Below are 14,614 nucleotides of genomic sequence, written 5' to 3' on the forward strand. Positions count from 1 at the left end.
GCGCCGCATGTCTTCGTTGTCGTTGTTTGATCGCCTGGGCGAAAAGCTGGTGCGCAATCTCGCGGAGTTCTCGTCGCGCCGCAGCGTGCTGGGCACCGTGGGAGCGGCCATGGCCGCGCCGGCGTTCCCGGTTCTGCCGGTCGCGCGCGCTGCGGAAGCCAATGCCGCGCCCGTGCCTTCGACGCAGACCCTGACCGATTTCGAGCGCAAGGCCCAGAGTACGGACCCGACGAAGTGCGACTACTGGCGGCATTGTGCCATTGACGGCCTGCTGTGCGGCTGCTGCGGCGGCGGCATCCATACGTGCCCGCCGGGCGCGGAGCCGTCCCCCGTGTCGTGGATCGGCACGTGCCGCAACCCCGATGACGGCCGGTCGTATGTGATCGCCTATCGCGATTGCTGCGGTCGCACGACCTGCCAGACGTCGGCCGATTGTCATTGCAACACGTCGGACCACGAGATGCCGATCTATCGCCCCCAGGCGAGTAACGACATCATCTGGTGCTTTGGAACGCAGACGGCGGTTTACCATTGCTCGACCGCCGCGATCATCGGGCAGGCGGGCTGACGTTCGTGCGTGCGCGGGGCGTTGTTCAGGGCGTGTGCGCGCTTGTCCTGCTCGCAGCTTCAGCTTTCCACGCGGCGCGGGCGGAGGCACCTCGCCCTACGCTGCCGGTGCTGACCCATGCCCCCGCGAATTATCTGCTGGGCTGCGGGGGATGCCATGGGATCGGGGGGATGTCGCGGCAGGGAACGGTGCCCGATCTGCGCGGGCAGGCCGGGTATTTCTTATGTACCGACAGCGGCCGCCGTTATGTCCTGCGTCTGCCTAACGTAGCGTTCGCCAATCTGACGACACCTCAACTGACCGAACTTATGAACTACGTGATGTTCACGCTGGGGGCGGGAAGCGCGCCCAAGGGTGCGCGACCGTTCACCGAGGCAGAGGTGGAGGCCGCCCGGCACGAGCCCTTTGGCGCGGTTAGTCTGCAGGCCTATCGTGCCGACGTGGTGCGCGATGTTACCACCGCGTGCCCCCAGGCCGCCGCCCTGACCGATTACGGGGCCGCCCTTGCCACGCGGGAGGTTCGCAACACGCCCTGATAGGAGCGTCCGAGCCGCGCAGAGCTTTGGCGCCGGATCAGGTCGTCAGCCCATGCCCATCGTCACGCGTTTCGCCAAAGAGCTCCACCGCGCCCAGACGTGCCGCGTGGGCGTCGACCAGGCCCACGCGTACCCCTGTGACGGTCTGAGGAACGTAGAACAGCTTGCGTACCGGGAAGGACGGCGTCGCGGCGCTGACTGTGATGGCATCGCGCATGACCTCGATCCAGCGATGGGCGTCGTAGCGCACCAGAACGCAGACATGCAGGGCTTCGTCGGTATCGCCCGGATTATCGATAAAAATCCGGGCTTCGTAGACGACGGTCTCCGTGTCGAACAGGGTGCGTATGGTCTTGCACGCCTGATCTTCGGCCGCATGGTCGGCCGCAATGTCCAGACGCGTGCCCCAGCAATCCTGAAAGGGCTGTCCGCCGAACAGTGTCTGCGCAAGTGGATAAGGGCGTGCCGGGCGGGGGGACGACCGCACGGTCCGCACGGCATCGAACACCCCTTCGGCGATTGCCTGCTGCGGGGCGCCCGTGTCGCGGATCGCGCGCTCGACGTTCAGATAGAGCGAAGTATGTCCGTTAAGCTGGTCGATCATCACCTGTGAGCCGGAGACGTTGCTGGATGCGTGCACCAGAACCAGCATCCGGTTGCGCACAAGTGCCGTAATTACCGCCGCATCCCCGGCGAATGTCACGATCGTCGGGTGACGCCGCCACAGACGGATGCGTTCGGCCAGCGTGCCGACAGTGCGGGTGTCAACGGTGAGAAACCCCTGCTGGTGGAACCCGGCACTGATCTGGGCATTCGCCCCGAGACCATCGGCCTCTGACGGGCCGTCGCCCGGTGCGATGTACAGGGGCCGTCCGTCCGGAGACTCGTCCGAGGGTGCGGCCAGACGATCGGCCAGGTGCATCATGCTGTCATGCCAGACGGACCAGGCGTGACCGTTTTCGATAAAGGCTGGTCCCGGCACCTCGAGGCTCGGGAAGCGATCGAAGACGGTCGGGGTCAGGAAATCGTCGGGGGTGAATCCCAGTGCGCGCCACACCTCCGCGCAGTGCGGCACATCGAACAGTGCATCGGCTGAGATGCCGCTGATCACCAGAACCGGGCGCGGGGCGTCGGGATACGGGCGCAACAGGGCCCAGAGCCGTGTCAGACCGGTCAGGAGGAAACGGGCACGGTCCGTGGGCATGGTGCCCAGCCACAGATATCGCCTTTCGGGCAGCCGATCGGCCTGATCCGGTTGCGACAGCGTGCTTTGTGGGGCGTCGGAGACGATGGCGGCGAGGCCACCCTCGGATGCGCCCTGCCAGTGTGCACTGCCGCTGACCAGCAGCCGGTCCTGACCATAGACGGCATCGCAGTCCACAAGTGCGTTTCGTACGACGACCAGCCCGGGATCACCGTCCAGAAGGCTGCGCCCGCCACCGATATTGGCGCATCTGTCGACGATCTGTGTGCTCACGAGCTTCTTCCTGAAAAAACGGCGTTGCTATCACAGCAGAAAAACCGGGCGGCCAAAACCCTGCAACCCGCGCGGCGTCAGGACGCGGTGCGTGCGGAGAGCGCGTTGCGGCCGACGATCACGATCAGAAGCGATGCGAAGGACACCAGACCACCCGCGGGCGTAATGGCGGCATAACCGGCGCCCGCGCTGAGAACGCCGCCCCCGACCACGGCCCCCAGAGCGTTGCCGAAGTTGAAGGCCCCGATGTTCACCGACGAGGCCAGCGTGGGAGCGCCGGCCGCCGCGGTCATCACGCGCGTCTGCAGAGACGGGACGATACCGAAGGCGGCCACGCCCCACAGGAAGGTGACGACACCCGTCGCGACGGGCGAGCCCATGACAAGGGGGTAGAGCCACATGAGGGCTGACAGAAGTGCGAGGAAGCCGACCAGCGTCCCGGTGAGGGAGCGGTCCGCCATCTTGCCGCCGACGTAGTTTCCAGCCGTGAAGCCCAGGCCCACGAGAGCAAGCATAAGGGTCACGAACCCGGGCGACGCATGCGCGAGGGTTTGCAGGATCGGCGCGATGTAGGTCATGAGCGTGAACATCGCACCCGCGCCGAGCGACGTGGTCAGCAGGGCCATCTGCACCGGAAAACCGAGTAGGACCCGCACTTCTTGGGTGACTTCCGCGCTCGATTCCGCCGCGAGTTTCGGCAGGGCGGTCCAGACGGCCAGCATCGCCACGGCGCCGATGACCGCGATGCAGGCGAAGGCGGTGCGCCAGCCGATCGCGTCGCCCAGCCATGTCGCCAGTGGAACACCGCCGATGGTAGCGATCGTCAGGCCCATGAACATGGTCGAGACCGCGCTGCTCCGCTTTGAAGGGGGCACGAGGCTGGAGGCGACGAGTGCTCCGACGCCGAAAAATGTCCCGTGCGCAAGCGATGTCAGGACTCGGGCTGCCATCAGCATCACGTAGTTCGAGGACGCTGCGGCCGCGAGATTGCCGAGGGTGAAGAGGGCCATCATGCTGATCAGCAGCACGTGTCTGGGTACGCGCCGCGCGCCGATCGTGACCAGTGGCGCGCCCACCATGACGCCCACGGCGTACGCGGTGATCAGCATGCCTGCGGTCGGGATCGGCACATGAAGGTCGCGGGCGATGTCGGGCAGCAGCCCCATCGGCGCGAACTCCGTAGTGCCGATGCCGAAGGCACCGACGGCGAGGGCGAACAGGGGGAAGCGAGCGCTCATGCGGGTCCTTCGCAACACATGTGGAGCGGCACTTTAGATCGATCCTGCCGCCGCGCGAAGACGTGGCGCCGGGACGCGCTGACGCCTACAGATCGAACTGGTCGCGCAGGCGGCCTTCGGCGATCTTGGCCGCGACGGCGAGTTTCCATGCGGCGTGGCCGCGAATGGGTTTCAGCGGTGTGGGGGGCAGCAGTAGATCGCGTTCGGCGGTTCCCCCAACGCGTCGCGCCAGCTCCCGGCCAAGCAGTGTCGCCATCGCAACGCCACGCCCGTTGTAGCCGACGGCTGCGAAGATGCCGGGCATCGGCTCGTGCCAATGGGGGTAATGGTCGCTCGTGGCGGCAATCTGCCCGTTCCAGCCATGCGTGAAATCGTCCGGTGACAGCATGGGCCACAGTTCGCAGGCGCGTCGCACCAGAGTGGGGAAGGCGGCGACGCCGTTGGCTGGCGACATGCCCGATCGGCCACCGAACACGAGGCGCCCTTGCGCGTCCACGCGGTAATAGGTCGTGATGTGGCCGACCTCATACAGAACCTGGCCGTCGGCCATCACGGCGCGCCGCACCGCATCGGGCAGGGGGCGTGTGGCGACGATCGCGCTGAACACGGGCACCACGGAGCGGCGGAGCCTGTCCCACAGGCGATCGGTATAGCCGTTGGTGGCAAAGACCACGTGTTCGGCCGCCAGCGTTCCGGCGGCCGTACCGATTAACCACCGTCCCGCCTCGCGCCGCAGGGACGAAGCACGGGCGTGCGTGTGGATGACGGCGCCTTTCCCCGTCGCAACGCGTGCCAGTTCGCGGCTGTAGGCGAGGGGGTTGAGCTGACCGCCGCTGCGATCGATCATGCCACCCGCGTAGTGCGCTCCCGTGGAGGCGTGCATCGCGGCCGTGTCCAGCCATGCGACATCGCGGCCTAGCGTCAGGCACTCCGCCATGAGCGCCTGCATCGGCATCAACTGGCTGGTCCCCGTGGCGGCCCGGATCGTGCCCCCCTGTCTTGCCTCACACGACAGGCCATGGCGACCGACCAGATCGAAGACCAGGTCCGGCGCCGCCCACGCCGCCTTGACCAGCCGCGCACCCGCTTCTGGCCCGAACCGCCGTTCGACGTCGCTGGGCGGCAGTTTCAGGCCCGGGTTGACGTGACCGCCGTTACGCCCCGACGCGCCCCATCCTATCGAGCCCGCGTCCAGCACGCACACGTCGTGGCCGCTCTCGGCAAGATGCAGTGCGGCCGACAGGCCGGTGATCCCTGCCCCGATGATCGCCGTGCGGGTGCGGGCCGCGCCATGAAGCGGACGGGTCGCGATCGGTGCGGGAGCGGTGAGGTCGTAGACGCCTGAGGGAAAAGGGCCGCCCAGCGGTTCGGTCATGGTAAATCTGCCGTTCTGCGAGGTAACACCGTTCAGGACGGGTCGTACCCGAGGATCGCCTTGACTTCGAGGAAGTCGATCAGGCCCCATTTGCCGCCTTCGCGTCCGTTGCCGGACTGCTTGTAGCCGCCGAACGGCACACGGGCGCTCCAGCCCGTTTCGTTGATCTTGACGTTTCCGGCACGCAGTTTGCGTGCCAGCGCACGGGCGTGGTTGATGTCACCGGACTGGATATAGGCGGCCAGCCCGTAGGGCGTGTCGTTCGCCGCCGCAATGGCCTCCTCCTCCGTATCATACGGCAGGATCGCGAGGACGGGGCCGAAGATCTCCTCGCGGGCGATCGTCATGGTGTTGGTCACGTTCCCGAAGATCGTCGGCTTTACGTAATAGCCGCGCGTCAGTCCTTCCGGACGTCCGGTGCCGCCGCAGACCAGTGTGGCGCCTTCGTCGATGCCCGCCTGGATCAGGCCCTGGATCTTGTCGAACTGAACCTCGCTGACCACCGGGCCCAGCGTGCTGCCCGGTTGGCGGGGATCGCCGACGACCACGCTCGCGGCGACCTCGCCCGCGATGGCCATCGCGTCTTGCAGGGATTCGCGCGGCACGAACATGCGCGTCGGCGCATTGCAGGACTGGCCACTGTTGCCGAGGCAGCTTTTCACACCCCGGCTGACCGCGTCACGCAGGTCGGCATCGCGCAGAACGATGTTGGGCGACTTGCCGCCCAGCTCCTGCAACACGCGCTTGACGGACGCCGCCGAAGCCCGGGCGACTGCGGTGCCCGCGCGGGTTGAGCCGGTAAAGGAGACCACGGCGACATCGGGATGGGCCGACAGGGCCTCGCCCACACCGGGACCGTCGCCATTGACGAGATTGAAAACACCCGGCGGCGTGCCGGCTTCGTGCATGATTTCTGCGAATAAAAGCCCGCTGAGCGGCGCGATCTCGCTTGGCTTGAGAACCATCGTGCAGCCTGCGGCGATTGCCGGGCCGACCTTGCTGGCGATCTGGTTCATCGGCCAGTTCCATGGCGTGATCAGGGCGGCGACACCCACGGGTTCATGCGTGATCAGCGCGGTTCCGACATGTTCTTCGAGGGGAAACTCGCGCAGGGCCTCGATAATGGCTTCCAGATGGGCGGTGCCGGTATAGGCCTGGGATTCGAGCGCGAAATCGAGCGGTGCGCCCATTTCGTCCGATATGGCCTGGGCCATCTCCGGCGCGCGGCGCTTGTAGATCGCAGCGATCCGTTCCAGCAGCGTCAGCCGTTCCTCGCGCGTCGAGGCGCTCCAACTGTCGAACGCCGACTTGGCGGCGGCAACGGCACGGTCCACGTCGGCCGCCGTTCCCATCGCGATTGTCGCACATGTCTCTTCCGTCGCCGGATTAATGACGTCGAGTGTGCGATCGCCAACCGGGTCGACCCATGTCCCGTCGATGTAGAACTGCCGTGAGTGCGACATGGAGACCTCCAGAGCTAAACAGACAGGATACGTCATACACAGGAATATGACGGATAGAAACCATCCGTCACCAAGGCAGTATGCGTCGCGCCTGCATGACTGGCCCGAGACGCGCCATGCAAGGGTGGCCCTTTGGGTGTGCGGCAAGCGGTTGACCATTCAGTCGAGGAAGCGGCTATACATAATATATCGGAATCGTATCAAAACGTGTTTGCAGTGATCGAACCGTGGTCCTATAGGGATGGTATCGCAGGATTTTTTCTGATTTCTCGCGGCAGAGGTGTGCTGCTGAGGCTATGCGAATGCTGTGTTTGCTAGGCGGTGGAAGGGGTCAGTTTATGTCTATAATTACGATATCAAAATTAATAAATCGATTCTTCCCGACCGATCAGTCATCCACGAAAAAGAGAGTGTCTCGGCTTGCCTTGTTGTCGATGTCGGCCGTTTTTGTGTCTTTGACGCCGGTGAAACAGAGTTTCGGAAGCTCCGTTCCCCTCGTGGTAGGAAAAAATTCCAAACAAAAACAGAGCATTCCATTCTCTTCCAGAAAAACCCGAAAATCCTATGCTCAAAACACGTCGTCAGGTCCTTCGGAACCTGACGAAGCCATCGCTGTAATGGGGCAAAGGCAGGCATTCCTTCATGCCAAAGAACAGTCTGTTCCGGACGCCGCAACGCACATTACTGCTGCTGAATTGATCTCTCGAGGTATTGTTAGTAACGTTGGTCTTCAGTCTCTTGCTTCAAATGTTACGACTCAGAGTATGCTTGGAACCGCAACGGTAAATTACTATATTCGTGGTGTTGGACTTCAGGATTACACACAGAACAATACATCGCCTGTCATGATGTACATGGATGATGTCGCGTTTCCTCTGTCCACGATGACGTCGGGGATGCTCTTCGATACGGCTAGCGTGGACATTGTGCCCGGACCGGTTGGAACCGCGCATGGTCTTGCGGACACTGGTGGCGAGATTCATATCCATACAGCCGATCCGACAAAGGTGTGGCACTATGGAGCGCGTCAAGATATCGCAAGCTATGCACGCAGTATTACCGATGTCTATGTGTCTGGTCCGCTGGCGAGGAATGTACAGTTCCGACTGGCTGGACAAACCATGCATGGTGGCGGCTGGCAGTATGATCCGCAGAACCATACGCATCTGGGCGACGCCAATGAAGGGGCGTTACGTGGCAAGCTGGCCTGGCAGCCGGACAACAGGACGGACATTATGCTGACAGGCCACTGGATGAGGGACCTGTCGCAGGTTGTGGTGGGACAGCCCGTCCTGAATCTGGATCCCTCGCTTCCAACCCCGGTGCTTGGAAGCCGTCAGGCTAACTGGGATCTGTCGCCGCAGTTCGCACATCTTGTGGGGCGCAGTGCCACTATGAAGCCCAGCGAGAACAATATGCTCTGGGGCGTCGATATTAAGGCGAGTCGAGATCTTGGTTTTGCGACCCTCAAAAGCATCAGCGCTTATGAAGCGGAGCGTGAATCTGAATACACGGATCAGGATGGAACTGTATATCGCGGTGGCGATATGTATCGAAATATACAGGCAAACGTATTTTCGCAAGAATTGAGGATGGAGTCAGAAAAGCAGTCACCTATTGAGTGGGTTGTCGGTTTATATTATAATCGTGTTCGTATGAAGCAATCATTTTATTATGATTTTACGGACTATAGACGATTCATGGTTAATACGCACTATGGACAAAACCAACAGGCTTTCTCACAATTTGCCGACCTGACTTATAAACTGCCGCATGGTGTTCGTCTGCTTGGTGGGATTAATCACGAATCTGATGACCGGCAACTGCTCAATCTCGAAACTGTCCATATCAATAGTGAAAGGCTGTCGTTCTATAACGAAGGTGGCAATTACAATCAGTTCTCGGGGCATCTTGGTGTGCAGTGGCAACCGATCCAGCAGTTCCAGGTTTATTTCAAAGTAAGCAAAGGTTATAAGCCCGGATCCTTTACGGCGAATGACACGGCGGTGCAGGCTCAGCTTCGGCCGACAAAACCGGAGAGTGTTCTGGCATTTGAAGTCGGGGAAAAAGCTGATGTCGTGCCAAACAAGATTCGCCTGAATGCGGCAGCCTTCTATTATAGCTATCATAATCAGCAAATTTTAAGCGACTACCTGGTGCCCAACTATGGACCCGAAGGTATGTTCGTGAATATACCGCACTCCGAAATATGGGGGGTCGAATTCAGCGCTGAGATTCACCCTCTTCCCCATGTGTATGTGCACGAAAACCTCGGCTATCAGCGTATGAAATTCACGCAATTTCAGGCGCTCGATCTTTCCGCGACGAATGCGCTGTATAAGCAGAGTGGGGCATGGTCGGCGGTGTTCAGCAGTTATAATGGTGTCGACGGCGGGATGCCGAAACTGACGCTGAATGGTGACGCGGAATATCGCCAGCCTGTCCTTTCCCAGAAGTATCAGATCTCTCCCGGCATCGACTGGATGTATAGAGATTCGCAGGCTCTTCAGCCGGGTGGCCTGGGGCCTTATCGTCTTCCCCCTTATTTCCTGCTCGGGGCGCACCTTACGCTCAAGCCTATGCATGGCCCTTGGTATATATCCGTGTATGCCTCGAACCTTGTTAATCGCCGCTATTATGTAACCGGTCAGGAAACGACGACGACGTTCTTTTGGGTGCAGGGGCCGCCGCGTTTTGTGGGGGGCAGGTTGGGCATCAATTTCTGATCGCCCCTCGGCAGGTATACACAACGGGGCTTAAAATGAGCCCTTTCCTGACACCGTCTCATCAGGCAAGAGTTATTTTTTATCATATCGTGATAGTAACGGTAGGCGTGACGGAACGGGGTCAGGTGAAGGACGATACACAATCAGGTCGCGGTCGTTCGATCGCACGTCGGGACTTTGTTAACGGCGTTCTGGTCGCTTCCACAATGGGTGTGGCGCCTCTCACGAGTTCGCGCGCTGCCACCTCTGGTGGCCCTTATGTCCCCGCCCTTACCGGCATGCGCGGAAGCGCGCCGGGTCTGTTCGAGGCCGGGCATGCGTTGCGAGACCATGCGCTGGGGTCGCACCACACGCAGGACGTGGACGAACTTTATGATCTCGTGATCGTGGGTGCCGGGATAAGCGGACTCTCGGCGGCGCATTTTTATCGGAAATATGCTGGCTCGAACAAGAAAATCCTGATTCTCGATAACCATGACGATTTCGGCGGACATGCGCGACGCAATGAATTCGATGTGGACGGCACCCGACTGGTTCTCAACGGTGGCACGCTCGAGATCGAATCGCCGGGCCGGTACAACCGGTGGGCCCGGACACTGCTGGACGATCTCGGGATTGATCTGGCGCGGTATCGTCGGGACTGCGCGCCGGTCGAACGGGTCTATGAAGCACATGGCCTGACCCATGGTGTCTTTTTCGATAGCGCCACATGGGGGCGGGACGAGATGGTGTCCGCGTCGCTGCGCCGGGGGGGCGTGCACTGGTCATTTATCGACGCGGACATGGTGGCGCGCATGCCGCTCTCGCCACGCGCGAAGGCAGATCTGCTGCGCCTGATCGACCCTGCGCAGCCGGACTATCTTGGCGCTCTGGACGTTGCGGCGAAAAAGACGCTGCTCGCGACGATGTCGTACAAGGACTACCTGCTGACGGTCGCGCGCGTTGATCCCGGTGTGTATTGGCTGTTTCAAAAGGCATTGAGCGGTGTCTTCTGTGTCGGAGCCGACGCGCTGCCGGCGTTGTTCGCGTGGATGTACGGCTATCCCGGTTTCTCCGGCCTCGGGCTTGGCGAGGCGCCGGAGGGGCTTTTGTCCGACCTGCCGGGCGGGCAGCATGGACGCCAGCGCGAAAGCGGCGAGGACGTGCACTTCCCCGACGGAAACGCGACGATCGCGCGCCTGCTGATCGCCTCGCTCGTGCCCGGCGTGACCAAGGCAAACACTCAGGAGGCGATGGCCGGCGCTCATCTCGACTATACAGCGCTGGATCGGCCGGGTGCGGCGGTGCGCGTCCGGCTGAAGTCGATGGTCGTGCATGTCGCCCACGATGGCGATCCGGCGAAAGGCGGGACCGTTGCCCTGACCTATTCGCCCTCGGGCGAGGCGCACCCGGCGCAGATGACACGCGTGCGCGGGCGGCAGGTCATTCTTGCCTGCTGGAACATGGTCATTCCCTACATGATGCCCGAACTGCCGGAGGCGCAGAAAAAGGCGCTGTCGGACGCGGTCAAGGGGCCGCTTGTCTATGTCAATGTGGCACTTCGCAACTGGCACGCGTTCGAGCGTCTGCGCGTGTCGGAGATTTTATGCCCGGGCAGTTTCTTCGACGAAGTGGCGTTAATGGAGCCCGCGCAGATTGGCGCGGTTCAGGCTCCGCACGATCCGGCACGTCCGATCGTGGTCCGCATGATCAAGACGATGGGGCAGCCCGGCCTGCCCAAGCGCGAGCAATATCGCGCCGCCCGGTCCCTTCTGCTCTCGCTCGATTTCGCGACGTTCGAGCGAGAGGTGAGGGGGCAGCTGCAGCGCATGCTCGGCCCGGGCGGCTTCGACGCGGCCCGCGACATCGCCGCCATTACGGTCAACCGCTGGCCGCACGGTTACGCCTACACCTACAATTCTCTGGATGATCCGCTGGACTGGGTTTTTACCGAGACTGATGATAGGCCCTGTGTGCGGGCGCGGCAGCCGTTCGGGTGCGTCTCGATCGCCAATTCGGACGCGGCGGCCAGTCCCCATACCGACGCCGCAATACTGGAGGCGCATCGCGCCGTGGAGGAAGTGCTGGAACGTTCGACTTTTCCGTTTGTGGTGCATCGTTGAACGATGACGTAGGCCCGGTCGTGCCGCATGACCGCGCGCCGGAAGGCGGTTCCCTGTCCCACGCGCTGCGCGGCCGCCATGTGGCGATGATCGCGATCGGCGGCACGATTGGCTCCGGATTGTTCGTCGGGGCTTCGAGTGCGCTGGCGCTGGCTGGTCCGGGCGCCCTGATCGACTATGCCGTGGGCGGCCTGATCGTGCTGTTCATCTGCCGGATGCTGGCGGAGATGGCGATGGCCTCGCCCGGTACCGGGTCGTTTGTGGCGCATATCCGGCGTGGTCTGGGAGACGGGGCCGGGTTCGTGGCGGGGTGGCTGTACTGGATCATGTGGGTCTGCGTCGTGTCGGTCGAAGCGCTGGCGTGTGCCAATTTGATCGGGCCCTCTCTGCCAATCCCGTATCTGGCGCTGGAAATTCTGGTGATGGGTTTCGTCACCGGCATCAATCTGTTTTCCGTGCGCGGATATGGCGAATTCGAATACTGGCTGTCATTGCTGAAGGTCGGGACCATCGTCGCGTTCATCGGCGCCTGCATCGCCGGGCTTCTGGGATTGACCCCTTATGGGGTCGCCGTGTCCCATGTGATGGACGTCAACCTGCATCCGGTTCCGCGCGGCGCGATGGCGATCGTTGCTGCCGTGCCGCTGGTGCTGTTCGCCATCGGTGGAACCGAGGCCTCCACCATTGCGGCCGTGGAATCCGACGATCCGGCAGGTAATGTTCTACGTGCGACTCGATCGGTGGCACTGCGTATAGCCGCCTTTTACGTCATCTCCGTCGGCCTGATCCTGGCGATCGTCCCGTGGACCGACGTGCACCCCGGCGTCTCCCCTTTCCTGACCGCGTTGAACAGGCTGGGTATCCCGGGGGCTGAAGTGCTGATGGGCGGCGTGATCCTGATCGGCTGCTTCTCGGCGCTGAATTCAGGTTTGTATATTACCTCGCGCATGATGTTCGAACTGGCGGAGATGCGTGGCGCGCCACGTTTCTTCGTCCGTCTGAGCGCCAACGGCACGCCACGCCACGCCATCGTGACGGCGACGGCGCTGGCCTTTGTCGTGGCACTGGGCGGCATTCTGTCGCCAGCGGCAGCGTTCAATTTTCTGCTGGGCAGCACGGGCACCTTCGTCCTGTTCGATTATGTGTTGATCGTGCTGGCCCATATGCGGCTGCGCTTTCAGGCCCAGCGGAGGGGCGAGCGTCTGGCGGCGCCGATGTGGTGCTTTCCGCTGCTCTCGGTCGTGACGCTGTTCTTCCTTGGCCTCGTGTTCGTGGTCATGCTCGGCGATCCCGAAACGCGCACGCAGATGATCGCCGGTACCGTGACGATGCTGATGGTCGTGCTGGTCGAGCGCCTGACCCGGCGGCGGCGGGCTCTGGCGACCTGATGGGGTCGGTCCCCCACGGGGGCGGGGTGACCCTTTGGGCTCAACCGCGTCGCAGGTCGAGGGTCAGTGGCTGCTCGAGCGCGCGTTCGGCCGCAGGTGGCGTCATAGGACCGGGCGTGTGGCCGAACGGCAGGAAACGGATACGCCGACGGGCCTCGGCTTCGTTTGCGTTGACCGGTCGTGTCTCGTAATTGCGGCCGCCCGGGTGCGCGACGTGGTAAGTCGCGCCCCCGATACTGCGGCCGGTCCAGCCATCGACGATGTCGAACACCAGCGGCGTGTGCGCGCCGATCGTCGGATGCAGCGCGCTGGGCGGGTTCCATGCCTTGAAGCGCACGCCGGCGACGTAGTCCCCTTGACGATCCGTGGCCGTCAGCGGAACCGTCCGGCCATTGCAGGTCAGGACGTAGCGTTCATCAACCCACCCCTCCACGTATACCTGCACCCGTTCGACGGAACTGTCGACATAGCGCACGGTGCCACCGATGCCGGGTTCCTCGGCCAGCGTGTGCCACGGCTCCAGCGCGTTGTGCAGCGCGAGGCTGATGCCCGAGGTGCTGACCGTGCCGATTTCGGGAAAGCGAAAGGCGAGGTGTGGCGCGAACCACTCGGCCTGCAGCGGGGCGCCAAGGGCCTGTAGCTCCGCGATCGCGTCGCGGAAATCCTGCTCGACGACGTGCGGCAGCATGAAACCGTCATGCAGACGCGTTCCCCAACGCACAAGCCGTCGGCGATAGGGGTTTTTCCAGAACGCTGACAGGGCTGCGCGCATCAGCAGGGTCTGCGCGGCCGCCATCCGGTGGTGCGGCGGCATTTCGAAGGCGCGGTACTCCACCAGACCCAGACGCCCGGACGCACTCTCCGGCGCATAGAGCTTGTCGATGCAGAATTCGGTGCGGTGGGTGTTGCCGGTCATGTCGGCCAGCAGATTGCGGAACAGGCGATCGGTCAGCCAGGGTGGCGTGGTGCCTTCGCGGTCGAGTTGCGCGAAGGCGATCTCCAGTTCGGCCAGGGCATCCTGCCGTGCCTCGTCGACGCGCGGGTGCTGCGACGACGGCCCGATGAACAGGCCGCTGAACAGGAACGAAAGCGACGGATGATTATGCCAGAAACTGACGAAGGAGCGCAGCAGATCGGGGCGGCGCAGGAAGGGACTGTCCTCCGCCCGGGTGGCGCCCATGACGATGTGATTGCCTCCGCCCGTGCCGACGTGACGGCCGTCCAGCATGAATTTCTCGGCAATCAGGCCGACAGAGCGCGCTTCGTCATAAAGCTCGCGTGAGCGACGTTCGAGGTCGTCCCAACTGCTGGCCGGGTGGATGTTCACCTCGATGACACCCGGATCGGGCGTGATCGAAAACGACAGCAGACGCGGATCGCGCGGGGGCGGATACCCTTCCAGCACCACCTTTCGGCCCAGGGCATCGGCCGTGGCCTCGACGCAGGCGCACAGATCAAGCCAGTCTTCCACGGCATAGAGCGGCGGCAGGAACACGTGAAGCACCCCGCCCCGTGCCTCGACGGTCAGGGCGGTGCGAACCACATCGGGCTCCTCGCGGTCGAGACGGAGGAGGTTGTCCTGAAACGCCGAGTCAGTGGAAAGGCGCCAGGGCTTGCTGACCGGATAGGGCGGCAGCGCCGGCAGGTCCGACAGCATGGGCATCGGGCGCGGGTCGGCGGCCGGTGCGACCGGTGCCACGCTGTCTGGCCGTGCCGCGCCATACGGCGTCGCGGAGCGTCG

The 14,614-nt window shown here is 63.0% G+C and carries 10 protein-coding genes; 5 read left to right on the forward strand and 5 right to left on the reverse strand.

The annotated features are described in order from the left end of the window. Positions 1–7 precede the first annotated feature (7 nt). Entirely contained in the window at positions 8–568 is a 561-nt protein-coding gene (locus HUK82_RS02420; RefSeq protein ID WP_176612438.1) for a methylamine dehydrogenase light chain, read from the forward strand. After that, positions 502–1,104 (forward strand): hypothetical protein, encoded by a 603-nt coding sequence (locus HUK82_RS02425; protein ID WP_176612439.1) that lies wholly within the window; start codon positions 502–504, stop codon positions 1,102–1,104. The genes HUK82_RS02420 and HUK82_RS02425 overlap by 67 nt, the downstream gene beginning before the upstream one ends. A gap of 37 nt (positions 1,105–1,141) precedes the next feature. Here HUK82_RS02425 and HUK82_RS02430 read toward each other — a convergent pair whose 3' ends face one another. The 4 genes from HUK82_RS02430 to HUK82_RS02445 all read right to left on the reverse strand — a co-directional run bounded on the left by HUK82_RS02430 (position 1,142) and on the right by HUK82_RS02445 (position 6,657). After that, complete coding sequence (locus HUK82_RS02430; RefSeq protein ID WP_176612440.1) at positions 1,142–2,581, reverse strand: hypothetical protein; 1,440 nt, start codon at positions 2,579–2,581, stop codon at positions 1,142–1,144. Between the two features lie 77 nt (positions 2,582–2,658). Beyond that, the gene (locus HUK82_RS02435; protein ID WP_176612441.1) at positions 2,659–3,819 is read right to left on the reverse strand and encodes an MFS transporter; all 1,161 of its coding nucleotides are present in this window, start codon (positions 3,817–3,819) and stop codon (positions 2,659–2,661) included. 85 nt (positions 3,820–3,904) lie between these two features. Continuing rightward, on the reverse strand, positions 3,905–5,194 hold the full coding sequence (locus HUK82_RS02440) for an NAD(P)/FAD-dependent oxidoreductase (RefSeq protein WP_176612442.1): 1,290 nt from the start codon (positions 5,192–5,194) through the stop codon (positions 3,905–3,907). 32 nt (positions 5,195–5,226) lie between these two features. Then, on the reverse strand, positions 5,227–6,657 hold the full coding sequence (locus HUK82_RS02445; protein ID WP_176612443.1) for an aldehyde dehydrogenase family protein: 1,431 nt from the start codon (positions 6,655–6,657) through the stop codon (positions 5,227–5,229). A 410-nt stretch (positions 6,658–7,067) separates the two neighbouring features. On the opposite strand from HUK82_RS02445, the gene HUK82_RS02450 reads away from it, so the two are divergent. The 3 genes from HUK82_RS02450 to HUK82_RS02460 all read left to right on the forward strand — a co-directional run bounded on the left by HUK82_RS02450 (position 7,068) and on the right by HUK82_RS02460 (position 12,873). Further along, a complete protein-coding gene (locus HUK82_RS02450) occupies positions 7,068–9,383 on the forward strand; it encodes a TonB-dependent receptor (protein ID WP_264802205.1) in 2,316 nt (771 codons plus the stop codon). 125 nt (positions 9,384–9,508) lie between these two features. Continuing rightward, the gene (locus HUK82_RS02455; protein ID WP_264802206.1) at positions 9,509–11,485 is read left to right on the forward strand and encodes an NAD(P)/FAD-dependent oxidoreductase; all 1,977 of its coding nucleotides are present in this window, start codon (positions 9,509–9,511) and stop codon (positions 11,483–11,485) included. Beyond that, positions 11,482–12,873: an amino acid permease gene (locus HUK82_RS02460; RefSeq protein ID WP_176612445.1), complete on the forward strand. Its 1,392-nt coding sequence runs from the start codon at positions 11,482–11,484 to the stop codon at positions 12,871–12,873. The genes HUK82_RS02455 and HUK82_RS02460 overlap by 4 nt, the downstream gene beginning before the upstream one ends. 40 nt (positions 12,874–12,913) lie before the next feature. On the opposite strand, the gene HUK82_RS02465 is transcribed toward HUK82_RS02460, so the two are convergent. Next, the coding region (locus HUK82_RS02465; RefSeq protein WP_176612446.1) for a transglutaminase family protein at positions 12,914–14,614 on the reverse strand (1,701 nt) is incomplete at its 5' end.

This window comes from Ameyamaea chiangmaiensis (assembly GCF_013376175.1).
In the GTDB taxonomy this organism is placed as follows: Bacteria; Pseudomonadota; Alphaproteobacteria; order Acetobacterales; family Acetobacteraceae; genus Ameyamaea; species Ameyamaea chiangmaiensis.

What these genes read in the sequence shown, in the direction of transcription:
- HUK82_RS02420 (WP_176612438.1), top strand. Translation starts at nt 8, where the DNA reads ATGTCTTCGTTGTCGTTGTTTGATCGCCTGGGCGAAAAGCTGGTGCGC.
- HUK82_RS02435 (WP_176612441.1), bottom strand. Translation starts at nt 3,819, where the DNA reads ATGAGCGCTCGCTTCCCCCTGTTCGCCCTCGCCGTCGGTGCCTTCGGC.
- HUK82_RS02440 (WP_176612442.1), bottom strand. Translation starts at nt 5,194, where the DNA reads ATGACCGAACCGCTGGGCGGCCCTTTTCCCTCAGGCGTCTACGACCTC.
- HUK82_RS02445 (WP_176612443.1), bottom strand. Translation starts at nt 6,657, where the DNA reads ATGTCGCACTCACGGCAGTTCTACATCGACGGGACATGGGTCGACCCG.